The organism is Enterobacter sp. ECC-019 (genome assembly GCF_043974075.1).
GTDB lineage: Bacteria > Pseudomonadota > Gammaproteobacteria > Enterobacterales > Enterobacteriaceae > Enterobacter > Enterobacter asburiae_D.
In genome coordinates this window covers 1,966,688-1,983,948 of the sequence record NZ_CP143759.1, presented here as the reverse complement: position 1 = coordinate 1,983,948, position 17,261 = coordinate 1,966,688, and the positions used below count along the sequence as shown (strand labels likewise).

The following is a 17,261-nucleotide window of genomic DNA, read 5'->3' as shown; positions in this document are numbered from 1 at the left end:
AAAAAAGTTAACAATTTACTTATCAATAGTTAAATTGTGGACTTTGCCATTTTTATACTTTTTTTACACCCGCCCTCCCCATTTTTGCGAAATCTTTGCGCCGGAAATCCTACCGTTAGCACAACAACGAAAGTCACCCGGAGGTGAATTGTGAGTGCAGGTCTTATTGCCGGCATCGTGCTGGTGTTCCTGTTATTGGGTTATCTGGTCTATGCCCTGATTAATGCGGAGGCCTTCTGATGGCTGCTCAGGCGTTTCTGCTTATTGCCAGCTTCTTAGTGGTACTGTTCGTTCTGGCAAGGCCACTGGGATCGGGACTGGCACGATTGATCAACAACGTCCCCCTGCCCGGCACGGGAAGCGTTGAAAAAGGGATCTGGCGCGTACTGGGAATAGACGATCGGGAGATGAACTGGCGTCAGTATCTTATCGCCATTTTGTTGCTGAACATCGTTGGGCTCGTTGCGCTTTTTGCCATGCTGATGCTGCAGGGCAGTCTGCCGCTGAATCCGCAACAGTTACCGGGCCTGTCCTGGCATCTTGCGCTGAACACGGCAGTCAGTTTTGTCACCAACACGAACTGGCAGTCCTATTCCGGCGAAACCACGCTCAGCTACTTCAGCCAGATGGTCGGGTTAACCGTGCAGAACTTCCTCTCTGCCGCGAGCGGTATTGCGGTGATCTTCGCGCTGACGCGTGCGTTTGCGCGCCAGAAAGTGAGCACGCTGGGTAACGCGTGGGTGGATCTGACGCGCATTACGCTATGGATCCTGCTGCCGATTGCGCTGCTGATCGCGCTGTTCTTTATTCAGCAGGGCACCCTGCAAAACCTGATGTCTTACGCGCCTTATACCTCGCTGGAAGGTGCAAAACAGCTCCTGCCGATGGGGCCAGTGGCGTCACAGGAAGCCATCAAAATGCTCGGGACAAACGGGGGTGGTTTCTTCAACGCCAACTCGTCGCATCCGTTTGAAAATCCTACCGCGTTAACTAATTTTGTGCAGATGCTGGCGATTTTCCTGATCCCCGCCGCGCTCTGCTTTGCCTTTGGCGACGTGGTCAACGATCGCCGTCAGGGCCGTACCCTGCTCTGGACGATGTCGCTTATCTTTGTGGTCTGCGCTGCGCTGGTGATGTGGGCCGAGTGGCAGGGTAATCCGCACTTCCTCTCGCTGGGTGCCGATAGCGCAATCAACATGGAAGGTAAAGAGAGCCGCTTTGGCATTCTCGCCAGCAGCCTGTATGCGGTGGTCACCACGGCGGCCTCGTGCGGGGCGGTCAACGCCATGCACGATTCCTTTACGGCGCTGGGTGGCATGATCCCGATGTGGCTGATGCAGATTGGCGAAGTGGTGTTTGGCGGCGTGGGCTCGGGTCTGTACGGCATGCTGCTGTTCGTACTGCTGGCGGTGTTTATTGCCGGTTTGATGATTGGCCGCACCCCGGAATACCTCGGTAAAAAAATCGACGTTCGCGAGATGAAATTAACCGCGCTGGCGATTCTGGTCACCCCGGCGCTTGTGCTGCTCGGCACCGCTCTGGCCCTGATGACCGAGACCGGACGCAGCGGCATCTTTAACCCCGGCATTCACGGCTTTAGTGAAGTGCTGTATGCCGTCTCCTCTGCCGCCAACAACAACGGCAGCGCCTTTGCAGGCTTAAGCGCCAACTCACCGTTCTGGAACTGCCTGCTGGCGTTCTGCATGTTTGTGGGTCGCTTCGGGATCATTGTGCCGGTTATGGCTATTGCCGGATCGCTGGTGAATAAAAAAATTCAACCGACCACCACCGGGACATTACCGACCCACGGCGCGCTGTTTATCGGCCTGCTGACGGGCACCGTGTTACTGGTTGGCGCCCTGACCTTTATCCCCGCCCTCGCGTTAGGCCCGGTCGCGGAATACCTCTCTTTACGCTGATTTTGCGGAGAAATTGTCATGAGTCGTAAACAACTGGCCCTGTTCGAACCGTCTTTAGTTCGCCAGGCGCTCATGGATGCGGTGAAAAAGCTGAGCCCGCGCGTGCAGTGGCACAACCCGGTGATGTTTATTGTCTGGGCGGGAAGCGTTTTGACCACCACCCTGGCGATTGCCATGGGAACGGGCCATATGCCGGGAAATGCGATGTTTACCGGCGCCATCAGCCTGTGGCTGTGGTTTACCGTGCTGTTCGCCAACTTTGCGGAAGCGCTGGCGGAAGGCCGGAGTAAAGCCCAGGCCAACAGCCTGAAAGGGGTGAAAAAAACCGCCTTCGCGCGCAAGCTACGTGAACCGAAATACGGTGCGCAGATGGACCACGTTCCGGCGGATGGACTACGCAAAGGCGATGTGGTGCTGGTCGAGGCCGGTGACATTATCCCTTGCGACGGAGAAGTCATCGAAGGGGGGGCCTCGGTGGATGAAAGCGCCATTACCGGGGAATCCGCGCCGGTTATCCGTGAGTCCGGCGGCGATTTCGCCTCCGTGACCGGCGGGACGCGCATTCTCTCCGACTGGCTGGTGATCCAGTGTAGCGTTAACCCGGGGGAAACCTTCCTCGACCGGATGATCGCCATGGTGGAAGGCGCACAGCGTCGTAAAACGCCGAACGAAATTGCTCTGACCATCCTGCTGGTGGCCCTGACCATCGTCTTCCTGCTGGCAACCGCGACGCTGTGGCCGTTCTCCGCCTACGGCGGCACCGCGGTCACCATCACGGTGCTGGTAGCGCTGCTGGTCTGCCTGATCCCAACCACCATTGGTGGCCTGCTGTCAGCCATCGGCGTGGCCGGCATGAGCCGTATGCTCGGTGCCAACGTCATCGCCACCAGCGGACGTGCGGTTGAAGCCGCCGGTGACGTGGATGTCTTACTGCTGGATAAAACCGGGACTATTACCCTCGGTAATCGCCAGGCGTCAGATTTCTTACCCGCCCCGGGCGTGGATGAAAAAACGCTGGCAGATGCCGCGCAGCTCTCTTCGCTTGCCGATGAAACCCCGGAAGGCCGCAGTATCGTTATCCTCGCCAAGCAGCGCTTTAACCTGCGCCAGCGCGACGTTCAGAGCCTGCACGCCACTTTCGTGCCCTTCACGGCGCAAACCCGCATGAGCGGCATTAACATTCAGGATCGCATGATCCGTAAAGGCTCTGTTGACGCCATCCGTCGCCACATTGAGGCTAACAACGGCCACTTCCCACCGGAAGTGGACAGCCTGGTAGAGAGCGTGGCCCGACAGGGGGCAACGCCGCTAGTCGTGGCCGAGGGCGCGCGCGTGCTTGGGGTAATTGCTCTGAAGGATATCGTTAAGGGCGGCATCAAGGAGCGCTTTGCCCAGCTGCGTAAAATGGGGATCAAAACGGTGATGATCACCGGGGATAACCGTCTTACCGCCGCGGCGATTGCCGCCGAAGCGGGGGTGGATGATTTTCTTTCTGAAGCCACACCGGAAGCGAAACTGGCGCTGATTCGTCAGTATCAGGCGGAAGGCCGCCTGGTGGCGATGACCGGTGACGGTACCAACGACGCCCCTGCTCTGGCGCAGGCTGACGTGGCAGTGGCAATGAACTCCGGTACCCAGGCAGCAAAAGAGGCGGGCAACATGGTCGACCTCGACTCTAACCCGACCAAGCTGATTGAAGTGGTACACATTGGTAAGCAGATGCTGATGACGCGCGGGTCGCTGACCACGTTCAGTATCGCCAACGACGTGGCGAAATATTTCGCCATCATTCCGGCCGCGTTTGCTGCGACCTATCCGCAATTAAACGCCCTGAACGTGATGCACCTGCACTCCCCGTCCTCGGCCATTCTGAGCGCAGTGATCTTTAACGCCCTGATTATTGTCTTCCTGATCCCGCTGGCGCTGAAAGGCGTGAGCTATAAGCCGCTCACGGCCGCCGCCATGCTGCGCCGCAACCTGTGGATTTACGGCCTGGGCGGGCTGGTGGTGCCCTTCATCGGTATCAAGGTTATCGACTTGCTATTGACGCTGTTCGGCCTGGTTTAAAAGGTGATTCAAATGACGATGTTACGCCCCGCTATACTTCTGTTTATTCTGCTGTCTCTTATTACCGGCGGGCTGTACCCGCTGGTGACCACCGCGCTGGGCCAGTGGTGGTTTAAGGATCGGGCCAACGGCTCGCTGATTATTCAAAACGGTGAAAACCGCGGTTCGCGTCTGATTGGCCAGAATTTTACGGATGCCCGTTACTTCCAGGGACGCCCTTCCGCCACTGCCGAAAGCCCGTATAATCCGATGGCATCCGGCGGCAGCAACCTGGCAGGCAGCAACCCTGAGCTGGACAAAGCCGTCGCCGAACGTGTGGCAGCCCTTCGCGCCGCCAATCCGCAGGCCAGCCGTGACGTTCCCGTGGAACTGGTCACCGCCTCGGCCAGCGGGCTGGACTACAGCATGACGCCAGCAGCAGCGGCATGGCAAATCCCGCGCGTCGCCGCGGCCCGTCAGCTGACTGTCGAACAGGTTAGCCAGCTGGTTGCAGAGCACACGCAAAAACCGCTGGTCAGCTTCATCGGCACGCCCGTGGTGAATATTGTTGAGCTGAATCTGGCGCTGGACGCGCTAAGGAAAAACTAAATGACCGACGAGCCCATGCGCCCGGATCCGGACAGGCTGCTTGAACAGACGGCTGAAGCCCATCGCGGCAAACTGAAAATTTTCTTCGGCGCCTGCGCAGGCGTCGGGAAAACCTTCGCCATGCTGACGGAAGCCCAGCGGCTTCGGGCGCAGGGGCTCGATATTTTGATTGGCGTGGTTGAAACCCACGGGCGTAAAGAGACGGCATCGCTGCTGAAGGGGCTGGCTACCCAGCCGCCCCGCCGCATCAGCCACCGCGGTCGGTTAGTTACCGAATTCGATCTTGATGCCGCCCTCGCCCGCCGTCCCGCCCTTATCCTGATGGACGAACTGGCGCACAGCAATGCGCCTGGCTCACGCCATCCAAAACGCTGGCAGGATGTTGAAGAGCTGCTTGAAGCCGGCATCGATGTTTTCACGACGGTTAACGTTCAGCATCTTGAAAGCCTGAACGACGTGGTGAGCGGCGTCACCGGCATTCAGGTGCGCGAGACGGTGCCCGATCCCTTCTTTGATTCCGCGGACGAGGTGGTGCTGGTCGACCTGCCACCCGATGATTTACGCCAGCGCCTGCATGAAGGCAAAGTCTACATCGCCGGCCAGGCCGAACGCGCTATCGAACATTTCTTCCGAAAAGGTAACCTGATTGCCCTGCGCGAGCTGGCCCTGCGTCGTACTGCCGATCGCGTCGACGATCAGATGCGCGCCTGGCGTGACCTGCAGGGTCAGGAACGCGTCTGGCATACTCGGGATGCCATCCTGCTGTGCGTGGGCCACGGCAGCGGCAATGAAAAGCTTGTCCGCACCGCCGCTCGCCTGGCGGCCAAATTTGGCAGCGTCTGGCATGCGGTATATGTCGAAACGCCGCAGCTGCATGCTCTGCCCGAAAACCAGCGTCGCGCTATCCTGAGTTCGCTTCGCCTGGCGCAGGAGCTGGGTGCCGAAACCGCCACCCTTTCCGATCCTCAGGAAGATAAAGCCATTCTGCGCTACGCCCGTGAGCACAATCTGGGGAAAATCGTGATTGGCCGTCGCCAGCATCGCCGCTGGTTTAGCCGCGAATCGTTTGCTGACAAACTGGCCCGCCGCGCACCGGATCTGGATCTGGTGATCGTGGCGCTGGACGACAAACCCACGCCCTTACCCAATCGCGCACCGGACAGCCGCACCTTCAGCGATAAATGGCGCATTCAGCTTCGCGGCTGTCTTGTCGCCGTCGTGCTCTGCGCCCTGATTACCATCATTGCCAGCCAGTGGCTGATTGCGTTTGATGCCGCCAACCTGGTGATGATCTACCTGCTCGGCGTGGTGGTGGTGGCGCTCTTCTACGGACGCTGGCCGTCCGTGCTGGCGACGGTCATCAACGTCATCAGCTTCGATCTGTTCTTTATTGCCCCGCGCGGAACGCTTGCCGTGTCCGACGTGCAGTACATTCTCACCTTTGGCGTGATGCTCACCGTCGGGCTGGTTATTGGTAACCTGACGGCGGGCGTGCGCTATCAGGCGCGTATCGCCCGCTATCGCGAACAGCGCACGCGCCATCTCTATGAGATGTCGAAATCGCTGGCGGTGGGCCGCACGCCGCTGGATATTGTGCAGACCAGCGAGCAGTTTATTCGCTCGACGTTTCATGCCAGCAACCTGATTTTACTCCCGGACGAACACGGCAAGCTGCGCCCGCTGACATCGGCCTCAGGCATGACGCCCTGGGACGAAGCTATCGCGCGCTGGAGCTTTGATAAAGGGCTGCCTGCGGGCGCAGGGACCGACACCCTGCCCGGCGTGCCCTATCAAATTCTGCCGCTGCGCAGTGCCGATAAAAATCAGGGGCTGGTGATTGTTGAGCCCTCCAACCTGCGCCAGCTGATGATCCCCGAACAGCAGCGGCTGCTGGAGACCTTTACGCTGCTGGTTGCCAGCGCGCTGGAGCGGCTGGCCCTCACCGCCAGTGAAGAGCAGGCCCGGCTGGCGAGCGAGCGTGAAAGCATTCGTAACTCGCTGCTGGCGGCGCTCTCTCACGATCTGCGGACCCCGCTCACCGTCCTGTTTGGTCAGTCAGAAATCCTGACGCTGGACCTGGCGGCGGAAGGCTCTAAACACGCCCTTCAGGCCAGCGAGATCCGCCAGCATGTGCTGAATACCACGCGCCTGGTGAATAACCTGCTCGATATGGCGCGTATCCAGTCAGGCGGTTTTAACCTCAAAAAAGAGTGGCTCACGCTTGAAGAGGTGGTGGGCAGCGCCCTGAAAATGCTCGAACCCGGTCTGGGTGGGCGACATATCGCGCTGAACATGCCCGAGCCCCTGACGTTAATTCATGTCGATGGTCCGCTGTTTGAGCGGGTGCTGATTAACCTACTGGAAAATGCCGGCAAATATGCGGGCGCCAGTGCTCAAATTGGGGTGGATGCGACGGTGGACGATGGCACGCTTCGCCTTGACGTCTGGGATACCGGACCGGGCATTCCTGTCGGGCAGGAGTTGGCTATTTTCGAAAAATTCGCGCGCGGCAATAAGGAGTCGGCCATTCCGGGCGTCGGGCTGGGGCTGGCCATTTGCCAGGCGATCATTGACGTTCACGGCGGGTCCATCTCCGCAGAGAATCGCCCGGAAGGCGGCGCGCGGTTTTGTGTTACACTTCCTCTGGAAACCCCGCCAGAACTTAATGAATTACCAGAGGATTTGTGATCAACGTCCTGATTGTTGAAGATGAGATCGCCATTAGCCGTTTTCTGCGCGCTGCGCTGGAAGGAGACGGTCTGCGCGTTCATGATGCGGGTACGCTTCAGCGGGGGTTAATTGAAGCCGCCACCCGCAAGCCGGACCTGGTAATCCTCGATCTTGGTCTACCGGACGGTGACGGCATCGACTTTATCCGTGAAGTGCGTCAGTGGAGCCAGATGCCGATCCTCGTGCTCTCCGCTCGTACGGAAGAGACAGATAAAATCGCGGCGCTGGATGCCGGTGCGGATGACTATCTGATTAAACCTTTTGGTATCGGCGAGCTACAGGCTCGCCTTCGCGTGGCGCTGCGTCGCCACAGCGCCACCACGCCTGCTGACCCAACCTACACGTTTGGAGATATCCGGGTTGACCTGGCCGCGCGCCGTATTGTGCGCGGCGATGAGGAAATTCACCTCACGCCAATAGAATTTCGCCTGCTCGCCGTACTGCTCAACAACCACGGCAAGGTACTCACCCAACGCCAGCTGTTAAGTCAGGTGTGGGGACCCAACGCTGTGGAACATAGTCATTATTTACGCATATATATGGGACATCTTCGTCAGAAACTCGAAGTCGACCCCGCTCGCCCTCGCCATTTATTAACTGAAACCGGCATCGGTTATCGGTTTATGCTTTGAATAACTATTCATTTTATTTTTAAATAAAAATAAACCCCCTCAGAAAATATTTCCAAAATAACCTATACGTTAATTTCACGGGTTATTTTCGCTCATTTAAAACATTGATAGCACAACCCATTAACGCATCACCAACAAATCAGAATTTTGATCTGAGATATTCATCAAAAACGAATATTTATTTCTGATTTGATCGGTTAACGGTGATCTCCTTCACAGTTAATCGCTTTTTCCTGGATAAAATGACCATGCTTTCAATTACTGAAAGGAAAATGAAACATGGAAAACAACAATCGCTTAATGCCCCATATAAGGCGGACAACACATATCATGATGTTTGCCCACCGAAACTGCTTTGACTTTCATCTCTTTAATGCCCGGTAGTCCTTCGACTTCTGGCGCACTCGCTTACAGGTTATCCTTAAACACCTTATTTTACAGGTTATTGCCTGTAATCTCGTGCGCCCATTCATCTTGATTCAGACTCATCCGCTCCGGTCGGACTGAATTTCAATCATCAAAAAAGCAATTCACTGATTTTAATCAGCGGCCACCCTTTGCTTTTTTTTCCGGAAAATTATCGATTTCTTTCTTGCAAGAAATCGAGGGACACTTATTACCTAAAATAAAGAGAGAAGAATGAAAAGTTTAAAAATCGCAGCCAGCCGTGCATGTCCGGACTGCTTTACTACCCAGCGTGAACTGGTGGATGTCCGCGTTTCTGATTATATTGATGTTGCCGCCATTGTTCTGGCGGTCACGGATATTGCCAGCGGCATCCTGGACGAAATTGAAGCCACTGGTTTTGGCATTCCTGTTTTTGTCGCGACGCACAAAGAAGAGTTCATCCCGGCAGACTATTTATCCCGCATTCATGGCGTATTTGAGTATTCAGACACCAGCAACGACTTTTACGGACGCCAGCTGGAAGCGGCAGCCCTGAAGTATGAAACCCAGCTGCGCCCACCGTTTTTCCGCGCGCTTGTCGACTATGTGAAGCAGGGCAACAGCGCGTTTGACTGCCCGGGGCATCAGGGTGGCCAGTTCTTCCGCCGCCATCCTGCCGGCAATCAATTTGTCGATTTCTTTGGTGAGACGCTTTTCCGCTCCGATCTGTGCAACGCCGACGTGGCAATGGGCGATCTGCTGATCCACGAAGGCGCGCCGTGCATCGCCCAGCAGCATGCGGCAAAGGTCTTTAATGCCGATAAGACCTACTTCGTACTGAATGGCACCTCGTCATCCAACAAAGTGGTGCTTAACGCCCTGCTTACACCGGGCGACCTGGTGCTGTTCGATCGTAACAACCACAAATCTAACCATCACGGTGCCCTCCTCCAGGCGGGCGCAACGCCGGTCTATCTCGAAACCGCGCGCAACCCGTACGGCTTCATTGGCGGCATTGACGCGCACTGCTTCGAAGAACGTTATCTGCGCGAGCTGGTGGCAGAGGTGGCGCCTGGTCGTGCACGCGATGCGCGTCCGTTCCGTCTAGCGGTGATCCAGCTCGGTACCTACGATGGCACCATCTATAACGCCCGTCAGGTGGTGGATAAGATTGGGCACCTGTGTGATTACATCCTGTTTGACTCAGCATGGGTGGGTTACGAGCAGTTTATCCCGATGATGGCCGACTGCTCTCCGCTGCTGCTGGAGCTGAACGAAAACGATCCGGGGATCCTGGTCACCCAGTCCGTGCATAAACAGCAGGCCGGCTTCTCGCAGACCTCGCAAATCCACAAGAAAGACAGCCATATCAAAGGGCAACAGCGCTATGTCCCGCACAAGCGGCTGAACAATGCCTTTATGATGCACGCCTCCACCAGCCCGTTTTATCCGCTGTTCGCTGCGCTGGATATTAACGCCCGTATGCATGAGGGCCAGAGCGGCCGCAACATGTGGATGGACTGCGTGGTGAACGGTATCGAAGCGCGCAAGCTGATCCTGGAGAACTGCCAGTATCTGCGCCCCTTCGTGCCGGAAACGGTGGATGGCCGCCCGTGGCAAAGCTGGGACACGGCGGAAATTGCGACCGATCTGCGCTTCTTCCACTTCGTGCCGGGTGAAAACTGGCACGCTTTTGAAGGCTACGCTGAGCATCAGTATTTTATCGACCCGTGCAAGCTCCTGCTGACCACGCCGGGTATTAACGCCCGCACCGGGGAGTATGAGAACTTCGGCGTGCCCGCCACTATCCTCGCCAACTTCCTGCGTGAAAACGGCATCGTACCGGAAAAATGCGACCTCAACTCGATCCTGTTCCTGCTCACGCCTGCGGAAGATATGGGCAAACTGCAACAGCTGGTGGCGCAGCTGGTGCGCTTCGAAAAACTGCTCGAGAGCGATGTTCCACTGAAAGAGGTCCTGCCTTCTCTCTACAAACAACATCCGGAACGTTACGCGGATTACACCCTGCGCCAGATCTGCCAGGAAATGCATGACCTGTACGCCCGCCACAACGTGAAACAGCTGCAGAAAGAGATGTTCCGCAAGTCACACTTCCCACGCGTGATGATGAACCCGCAGGACGCGAACTACGCCTATCTGCGCGGTGAAGTTGAGCTGGTCTCCCTGCGCGACGCGGAAGGCCGTATCGCCGCCGAAGGCGCCCTTCCTTATCCGCCAGGGGTGCTGTGTGTTGTCCCGGGGGAAGTCTGGGGCGGATCCGTGCTGCGCTACTTTGCCGCGCTGGAAGAAGGCATCAACCTTCTGCCGGGCTTCGCGCCGGAGCTGCAGGGTGTGTACGTCGAAGAGTGTGAGGGTCGCAAACAGGTTCGCTGCAATGTCATCAAACAACCCGCCGCTCAGCCCGCGCTGCTGAAAGGAGAGAAATTATGAGTAAGTCCAATAAGATGGGCGTGGTGCAGTTGACCATCCTCACCATGGTAAACATGATGGGCTCCGGGATTATCATGCTGCCCACCAAACTGGCAGAAGTGGGTACCATCTCTATCATCTCCTGGCTGGTAACGGCAGTCGGTTCAATGGCGCTGGCGTGGGCGTTCGCCAAGTGCGGGATGTTCAGCCGTAAGTCAGGCGGCATGGGGGGTTATGCCGAATACGCTTTTGGCAAGTCGGGCAACTTTATGGCCAACTATACCTACGGCGTGTCGCTGCTGATCGCCAACGTGGCGATTGCCATCTCCGCGGTGGGTTACGGTACGGAGCTGTTTGGCGCGACGCTCAGTCCGGTACAAATTGGGCTGGCGACCATCGGGGTTCTGTGGATCTGCACCGTGGCTAACTTTGGCGGCGCGCGTATCACCGGACAGCTCTCCAGCATCACCGTCTGGGGCGTGATTATTCCGGTTGTCGGCCTGTGCATCATCGGCTGGTTCTGGTTCAGCCCGACGCTGTACGCGAATTCCTGGAACCCGCACCATGTGCCGTTCTTTACCGCTGTTGGATCATCCATCGCCATGACGCTGTGGGCCTTCCTGGGTCTGGAATCCGCCTGCGCGAACGCGGAAGTGGTAGAGAATCCGGAAAAGAATGTGCCGATTGCGGTCCTCGGCGGCACGCTGGGCGCGGCGGTGATCTATATCGTCTCGACTAACGTGATTGCGGGCATCGTACCGAATATGGATCTGGCTAAGTCTACGGCGCCGTTCGGGCTGGCCTTCGCGCAGATGTTCACCCCGGAAGTCGGGAAAGTGATCATGGGTCTGATGGTCATGTCCTGCTGCGGCTCGCTGCTCGGCTGGCAGTTTACCATCGCACAGGTGTTTAAATCCTCGGCTGATGAAGGTTACTTCCCAAAAATCTTCTCCCGCGTGAGCAAAGCCGATGCGCCGGTGCAGGGTATGCTGGCGATTGTCATCTTCCAGAGCGGATTGTCGCTGATGACCATTAGCCCGTCGCTGAACAGCCAGTTCAACGTGCTGGTCAACCTGGCGGTAGTGACAAATATCATTCCGTATATTCTGTCGATGGCAGCGCTGGTGATCATTCAGAAGGTGGCGAAAGTGGATCCGCGCAAAGCGCGTGCGGCCAATATTGTGGCGCTGATTGGGGCAATCTACAGCTTCTATGCGCTCTACTCATCCGGCCAGGAAGCGATGCTGTATGGCGCGATGGTGACCTTTATGGGCTGGACGCTGTACGGTCTGGTGTCACCACGGTTTGAATTGAAGAACAAGCATAGTTAAAAAAAAAGCCCGGTGGCGCTAGCGTTTACCGGGCTACGATCGTTGTTATAGGCCGGGCAAACGCAGTGCCGCCCGGCACACAAACCGCACTTATGCGTTTTTCAGCACTTCACTGACAATCTCTACCGCTTCTTTCTCAATCTGCTGACGGTGCTCAGCGCCGAGGAAGCTTTCGCAATAGATTTTGTACGCATCTTCCGTACCGGACGGACGCGCGGCGAACCAGCCGTTCTCGGTCATCACTTTCAGACCACCAATGGATGCGCCGTTGCCCGGTGCTGCCGTCAGACGGGCAGTGATCGGATCGCCCGCCAGGGTGCTTGCGCTGACCATCTCCGGAGAGAGTTTGGACAGGGCTGCTTTCTGAGCTGACGTTGCGCTAGCCTGAATACGGTTATAGCTTGGTGCACCAAAGCGTGCCGCCAGGTCATTGTAATGTTCCTGCGGGTTCTTACCGGTGACCGCGGTGATTTCCGCCGCCAGCAGGCACATGATGATGCCGTCTTTATCGGTTGACCATGGCGTGCCGTCGAAACGCAGGAAGGATGCCCCCGCGCTCTCTTCACCACCAAAACCGAAGCTGCCGTCGTGCAGACCATCTACGAACCATTTGAAGCCCACCGGCACTTCCACCAGCTTGCGGCCCAGCGCCTCGACCACGCGATCAATCATCGCGGAGGAAACCAGCGTTTTACCGACAGCCACCTCTTTGCCCCACTGCGGGCGGTGCTGGAACAGGTAGTTAATCGCAACGGCCAGATAGTGGTTCGGGTTCATCAGCCCTGCAGGGGTGACGATACCGTGACGGTCATAATCCGGGTCGTTAGCAAACGCCAGATCGAATTTATCACGCAGCGCCAGCAGGCCCGCCATCGCACACTCGGAAGAGCAGTCCATGCGGATCGCACCGTCTTTGTCCAGGTGCATAAAGCGGAAGGTCTGATCGACGTGATCGTTCACGATGGTCAGATCAAGCTTGTAATGCTCGGCGATACGTTTCCAGTATTCGATACCGGAACCGCCCAGTGGATCCACGCCCAGCTTCAGGCCGGCTTTCTGAATGGCCGCCATATCGACGATATCGGCCAGCCCTTCCACGAACGGCTGAACAAGATCCTGCTCTTTCACGTGACCGGATGCCATAGCAGCATCCAGAGAAATGCGCTTCACACCTTTCAGACCGTCAGCCAGCAAGGCGTTCGCACGATCTTCCACCACTTTGGTGACGTTGGTGTCTGCCGGGCCACCGTTAGGCGGGTTGTATTTGATACCACCGTCTTCCGGCGGGTTGTGGGATGGCGTGATAACGATACCGTCAGCCAGCGCGCCACCTTTTTTGTTGTGCACCAGGATGGCGTTAGAGACCGCAGGCGTTGGGGTGAAGCCGTTGTTCTCCTGAACAATCACATCGACGCCGTTTGCTGCCAGCACTTCCACAACAGAGATGAACGCCGGTTCAGACAGGGCATGGGTATCTTTCCCCACGTAGCACGGACCGGTAACGCCGTTTTTAGCGCGCTCTTCCGCAATGGCCTGAGCAATGGCCAGAATGTGCGGTTCATTAAAGCTGTGGCGCGCCGCGCTGCCGCGGTGACCAGATGTACCAAACTTCACTGCGTGTTCTGCGTTGCCCACGACCGGTTTCAGCACGTAATACTGCGCGGTCAGCTGAGCGACGTTAATCAAATCGCTTTGTTGTGCAGGTTGGCCTGCACGGCTGTGATTTGCCATTACCGGGTCCTTCTGATGCAAGGGTTAAATTGTACCGCAAACCTTTTCAATCAATTCCGCCGGGAACTGCATGGACTGCATGATGTGTTCAATCATGCTGCACTTGCGGCCCGTATTGGTATTGGTGATCACCCAGTACGGGGTGCCAGGAACATGTTTGGGTTTGGTTTGATTGCCATTTTGCAGCAGCGTCTGCTCGTCGCCCGCGAAATAGACGCGAGTACGGCCGTGAAGCGACTCGGTCGCTTCAGCAAACGCTTTGTTATCCAGTGAATAAAGTGTAGACAGCACCAGCATAAAGCGGTTAACCGCCTTTTTCTGCTCCGCATATTCATCGGAGAGCAGCAGCTCGCGCATCGCGCGCACTTTATCTTTTGCCGGTGTCACGGCAGGTTTTGCTTGCGCAACAACGCTCGGCTGAGACACGACATCTTTAGTGACTGGGGTAGCAGGCTGTGAAGCGGCGGAAATTTTAAGCATACGCCGTAAAATGTCGGACGCGCTCTCCCCGATATGCCGCGTCTGGCTGGCAATATAGTGATAGAGTTCGTCATCAACTTCGATTGTTTTCATCTTAATCCAGTGCGATATCTTATCTGAATACAAGTCATTGGGATTATAAGGTCAAATCCCAACAGCGGATAGCGTCAAACCAGGTTGGCAGCAAAAGTCAGATTAAACTGGAACCTTGCAGCCGGGCGGCAGAATGGTCAACATGATACCCTAACCTGACATACGTAAAAAAAGAACTTTGCCATGAAATTGAATACCCGAGCGCAAACTGCACAATCGCCGAACAATAATTCTCCCATCGTACTGGTTCACGGGCTTTTTGGCAGCCTGGATAACCTGGGCGTGCTGGCGCGCGATCTGGTTACCGACCACGATATTTTACAGGTCGATATGCGCAATCACGGTCTTTCCGGGCGTTCCGACGAGATGACCTACGCGGCGATGGCGCAGGATCTGCTGGATACGCTGGATGCACATAGCCTGCAAAAGGTAACGCTGATCGGGCATTCAATGGGTGGCAAAGCAGTGATGGCCCTGACGGCGCTGGCCCCGGAGCGTATTAGCGGCCTGGTGGTGATTGACGTCGCGCCCGTGGATTACGACGTCCGCCGTCATGACGAGATTTTTGCCGCCATTAATGCGGTCACAGAAGCAGGTGTTGCGACACGCCAACAGGCGGCTGCCGTCATGCGTGAACATCTTGATGAAGAAGGCGTCGTGCAGTTCCTGCTGAAGTCGTTTGTTGACGGGCAATGGCGTTTTAACGTGCCGGTGCTCTGGGACCAGTACAACAACATCGTGGGCTGGGAAACCGTCCCGGCCTGGCCACACCCTAACCTTTTTATTCGCGGCGGAAACTCGCCTTACGTTACCGACGCGTTCCGCGACACGCTGCTGGCCCAATTCCCGCAGGCTCGCACCCACGTGATTGCCGGTGCCGGGCACTGGGTGCATGCGGAAAAACCGGATGCTGTGCTGCGCGCCATTCGACGCTATCTCGCTGATACTGCAAATTGATTAAAAAGAAAGCGACTGGAAGGCTGCGGGCTTCCAGTCGTTGGCGTGCCGTTTTTGGTGATGTATGATGGCGCGCTTATCGCCCGGGCATTAGCAGGGCGGCGTGTTTCCCCCGAAGTCTCAGAATCATGGCCAAAGAACAAACGGACCGTACGACACTAGATCTGTTCGCGAATGAGCGTCGCCCGGGACGACCCAAGACGAATCCGCTTTCGCGCGATGAACAGCTGCGTATCAATAAACGCAACCAGCTTAAACGCGATAAAAATCGTGGGCTTAAGCGTGTCGAACTGAAGCTTAACGCCGACGCCGTCGATGCGCTGAACGAACTGGCTGACGCGCGAAATATCAGCCGCAGCGAGCTCATTGAAGAGATGTTGATCGCCCAGCTTGAGACCTTACGCAGCCAGGCATAAGTCTGAAAATCCCCTTTATCGCCCTTTTCATGTAGCACAGAGTGCAGTCCTGCGCGATAGCTGTTTCCGCAGGGTTGCCAGTTCTGCTATTATTGCCCTTATCCGTGGCCAAATTGCGCCACCATACTATTAAGTTTCAAGAGGTTATTTTACTCATGGCAATCATCGGCATTTTCTTTGGCAGTGATACCGGCAATACCGAAAATATCGCAAAAAACATTCAAAAACAGCTCGGTAAAGACGTTGCTGATGTGCATGACATCGCCAAGAGCAGCAAAGAAGATCTGGAAGGCTATGACATTCTGCTGCTGGGTATCCCAACCTGGTACTACGGTGAAGCCCAGTGCGACTGGGATGATTTCTTCCCGACGCTGGAAGAAGTGGACTTCAACGGTAAGCTGGTGGCCCTGTTTGGCTGTGGCGATCAGGAAGACTACGCCGAATACTTCTGTGACGCGCTGGGTACCATCCGCGATATCATTGAGCCGAATGGCGCGGTTATCGTAGGCCACTGGCCGACTGCCGGTTACCACTTTGAAGCGTCTAAAGGCCTGGCCGATGACGATCACTTCGTGGGTCTGGCCATTGACGAAGACCGTCAGCCAGAGCTGACGGCAGAGCGCGTTGAGAAATGGGTGAAGCAGATTCGCGAAGAACTGCACCTGGACGATATTCTTAACGCCTGATTTTATCGCGGCGCAGCGGCGACTGCGCCCGTGCTCCAGGTCAAACCGATTAAATTAATCGCTACAATCTTTTAACTTTTTCGCCCAGACCTGTACAATGTCTCCCTGATAAAATGTGGTTTTCCATTGAGCAAGTTTGTTGGTGATACCCCATTTTTATAAGCATATTTTGCCTGAGACTTGCAGTTTTCATTTAGCCATGGCAGTTCTATAATGAGACGCATTATCCCAGGTGCATTTTCTGTCACTTCCTACAGAAGTGAATCGTTTAGCAACAGGACAGATTCCGCATGACTGACAACAATACCGCATTAAAGAAGGCTGGCCTGAAAGTTACGCTTCCTCGGTTAAAAATCCTGGAAGTGCTTCAGGGTCCAGACAATCACCATGTCAGTGCGGAAGACCTCTACAAACGTCTTATCGACATGGGTGAAGAGATTGGGCTGGCTACCGTCTATCGCGTGCTGAACCAGTTTGATGACGCGGGCATTGTTACCCGTCATAATTTCGAAGGCGGTAAATCTGTTTTCGAACTGACCCAGCAGCAGCACCACGATCACCTGATCTGCCTTGATTGCGGCAAGGTCATTGAATTCAGCGATGATTCTATTGAATCACGCCAGCGTGAAATCGCGGCGCGTCATGGCATCCGCCTGACGAACCACAGCCTGTACCTTTACGGTCACTGCGCTGAAGGCGACTGCCGCGAAGATGACCACGCGCACGACGCGAAATAAGCGAGTATTCATACTCTGAGCCAGCCGCAAGGTTGGCTTTTTTTTGCCTATAAAAAGCCCGGTGGCGCTGCGCCACC

General features: G+C 56.2%; 15 protein-coding genes. 13 read left to right on the top strand and 2 right to left on the bottom strand.

Annotation, left to right across the window (positions count from 1 at the left end; translation table 11 throughout):
* The first annotated feature begins 150 nt into the window (after positions 1 to 150).
* The 9 genes from kdpF to potE all read left to right on the top strand — a co-directional run bounded on the left by kdpF (position 151) and on the right by potE (position 12,084).
* On the top strand, positions 151 to 240 hold the full coding sequence (gene kdpF, locus V1566_RS09280; protein ID WP_014069365.1) for a K(+)-transporting ATPase subunit F: 90 nt from the start codon (positions 151 to 153) through the stop codon (positions 238 to 240).
* Positions 240 to 1,919 carry a potassium-transporting ATPase subunit KdpA gene (kdpA, locus tag V1566_RS09275; RefSeq protein WP_395305686.1) on the top strand — a complete coding sequence of 560 codons (1,680 nt, stop codon included), beginning with the start codon at positions 240 to 242 and terminating at the stop codon, positions 1,917 to 1,919. The genes kdpF and kdpA overlap by 1 nt, the downstream gene beginning before the upstream one ends.
* An 18-nt stretch (positions 1,920 to 1,937) precedes the next feature.
* Positions 1,938 to 3,986 carry a potassium-transporting ATPase subunit KdpB gene (kdpB, locus tag V1566_RS09270; RefSeq protein ID WP_395305685.1) on the top strand — a complete coding sequence of 683 codons (2,049 nt, stop codon included), beginning with the start codon at positions 1,938 to 1,940 and terminating at the stop codon, positions 3,984 to 3,986.
* Between the two features lie 12 nt (positions 3,987 to 3,998).
* Complete coding sequence (gene kdpC / locus V1566_RS09265) at positions 3,999 to 4,574, top strand: potassium-transporting ATPase subunit KdpC (protein ID WP_395305684.1); 576 nt, start codon at positions 3,999 to 4,001, stop codon at positions 4,572 to 4,574.
* The gene (kdpD, locus tag V1566_RS09260) at positions 4,575 to 7,262 is read left to right on the top strand and encodes a two-component system sensor histidine kinase KdpD (protein ID WP_395305683.1); all 2,688 of its coding nucleotides are present in this window, start codon (positions 4,575 to 4,577) and stop codon (positions 7,260 to 7,262) included.
* Positions 7,259 to 7,936, top strand: coding sequence for a two-component system response regulator KdpE (gene kdpE / locus V1566_RS09255; RefSeq protein ID WP_024908812.1), 678 nt, complete (start codon positions 7,259 to 7,261; stop codon positions 7,934 to 7,936). Before kdpD ends, kdpE begins: the two co-directional genes overlap by 4 nt.
* Positions 7,937 to 8,215: 279 nt before the next feature.
* Positions 8,216 to 8,320 carry a leader peptide SpeFL gene (gene speFL, locus V1566_RS09250; protein WP_003858645.1) on the top strand — a complete coding sequence of 35 codons (105 nt, stop codon included), beginning with the start codon at positions 8,216 to 8,218 and terminating at the stop codon, positions 8,318 to 8,320.
* A 255-nt stretch (positions 8,321 to 8,575) separates the two neighbouring features.
* On the top strand, positions 8,576 to 10,774 hold the full coding sequence (speF, locus tag V1566_RS09245) for an ornithine decarboxylase SpeF (protein ID WP_395305682.1): 2,199 nt from the start codon (positions 8,576 to 8,578) through the stop codon (positions 10,772 to 10,774).
* Complete coding sequence (gene potE / locus V1566_RS09240) at positions 10,771 to 12,084, top strand: putrescine-ornithine antiporter (protein WP_119935064.1); 1,314 nt, start codon at positions 10,771 to 10,773, stop codon at positions 12,082 to 12,084. Before speF ends, potE begins: the two co-directional genes overlap by 4 nt.
* A 90-nt stretch (positions 12,085 to 12,174) precedes the next feature.
* Here the strand turns inward: potE and pgm are convergent, their stop codons facing one another.
* Both pgm and seqA read right to left on the bottom strand, forming a co-directional pair.
* Positions 12,175 to 13,815, bottom strand: a complete 1,641-nt coding sequence (gene pgm, locus V1566_RS09235; RefSeq protein WP_032649535.1) for a phosphoglucomutase (alpha-D-glucose-1,6-bisphosphate-dependent) — start codon at positions 13,813 to 13,815, stop codon at positions 12,175 to 12,177.
* A gap of 24 nt (positions 13,816 to 13,839) precedes the next feature.
* Entirely contained in the window at positions 13,840 to 14,388 is a 549-nt protein-coding gene (seqA, locus tag V1566_RS09230; RefSeq protein WP_395305681.1) for a replication initiation negative regulator SeqA, read from the bottom strand.
* Between the two features lie 183 nt (positions 14,389 to 14,571).
* Here seqA and ybfF point away from each other — a divergent pair, with 183 nt between their 5' ends.
* The 4 genes from ybfF (at position 14,572) to fur (ending at position 17,184) form a co-directional block, all read left to right on the top strand.
* Positions 14,572 to 15,345, top strand: coding sequence for an esterase (gene ybfF / locus V1566_RS09225; protein ID WP_395305680.1), 774 nt, complete (start codon positions 14,572 to 14,574; stop codon positions 15,343 to 15,345).
* Positions 15,346 to 15,473: 128 nt separating this feature from the next.
* Positions 15,474 to 15,761: a LexA regulated protein gene (ybfE, locus tag V1566_RS09220; protein WP_023334913.1), complete on the top strand. Its 288-nt coding sequence runs from the start codon at positions 15,474 to 15,476 to the stop codon at positions 15,759 to 15,761.
* Between the two features lie 155 nt (positions 15,762 to 15,916).
* Positions 15,917 to 16,447, top strand: a complete 531-nt coding sequence (gene fldA / locus V1566_RS09215) for a flavodoxin FldA (protein WP_008501067.1) — start codon at positions 15,917 to 15,919, stop codon at positions 16,445 to 16,447.
* Between the two features lie 290 nt (positions 16,448 to 16,737).
* Positions 16,738 to 17,184, top strand: a complete 447-nt coding sequence (fur, locus tag V1566_RS09210) for a ferric iron uptake transcriptional regulator (protein ID WP_023310771.1) — start codon at positions 16,738 to 16,740, stop codon at positions 17,182 to 17,184.
* The last annotated feature ends 77 nt before the right edge of the window (positions 17,185 to 17,261 follow it).

What these genes read in the sequence shown, in the direction of transcription:
- kdpA (WP_395305686.1), top strand. Translation starts at nt 240, where the DNA reads ATGGCTGCTCAGGCGTTTCTGCTTATTGCCAGCTTCTTAGTGGTACTG.
- kdpB (WP_395305685.1), top strand. Translation starts at nt 1,938, where the DNA reads ATGAGTCGTAAACAACTGGCCCTGTTCGAACCGTCTTTAGTTCGCCAG.
- kdpC (WP_395305684.1), top strand. Translation starts at nt 3,999, where the DNA reads ATGACGATGTTACGCCCCGCTATACTTCTGTTTATTCTGCTGTCTCTT.
- kdpD (WP_395305683.1), top strand. Translation starts at nt 4,575, where the DNA reads ATGACCGACGAGCCCATGCGCCCGGATCCGGACAGGCTGCTTGAACAG.
- speFL (WP_003858645.1), top strand. Translation starts at nt 8,216, where the DNA reads ATGGAAAACAACAATCGCTTAATGCCCCATATAAGGCGGACAACACAT.
- speF (WP_395305682.1), top strand. Translation starts at nt 8,576, where the DNA reads ATGAAAAGTTTAAAAATCGCAGCCAGCCGTGCATGTCCGGACTGCTTT.
- potE (WP_119935064.1), top strand. Translation starts at nt 10,771, where the DNA reads ATGAGTAAGTCCAATAAGATGGGCGTGGTGCAGTTGACCATCCTCACC.
- pgm (WP_032649535.1), bottom strand. Translation starts at nt 13,815, where the DNA reads ATGGCAAATCACAGCCGTGCAGGCCAACCTGCACAACAAAGCGATTTG.
- seqA (WP_395305681.1), bottom strand. Translation starts at nt 14,388, where the DNA reads ATGAAAACAATCGAAGTTGATGACGAACTCTATCACTATATTGCCAGC.
- ybfF (WP_395305680.1), top strand. Translation starts at nt 14,572, where the DNA reads ATGAAATTGAATACCCGAGCGCAAACTGCACAATCGCCGAACAATAAT.
- ybfE (WP_023334913.1), top strand. Translation starts at nt 15,474, where the DNA reads ATGGCCAAAGAACAAACGGACCGTACGACACTAGATCTGTTCGCGAAT.
- fldA (WP_008501067.1), top strand. Translation starts at nt 15,917, where the DNA reads ATGGCAATCATCGGCATTTTCTTTGGCAGTGATACCGGCAATACCGAA.
- fur (WP_023310771.1), top strand. Translation starts at nt 16,738, where the DNA reads ATGACTGACAACAATACCGCATTAAAGAAGGCTGGCCTGAAAGTTACG.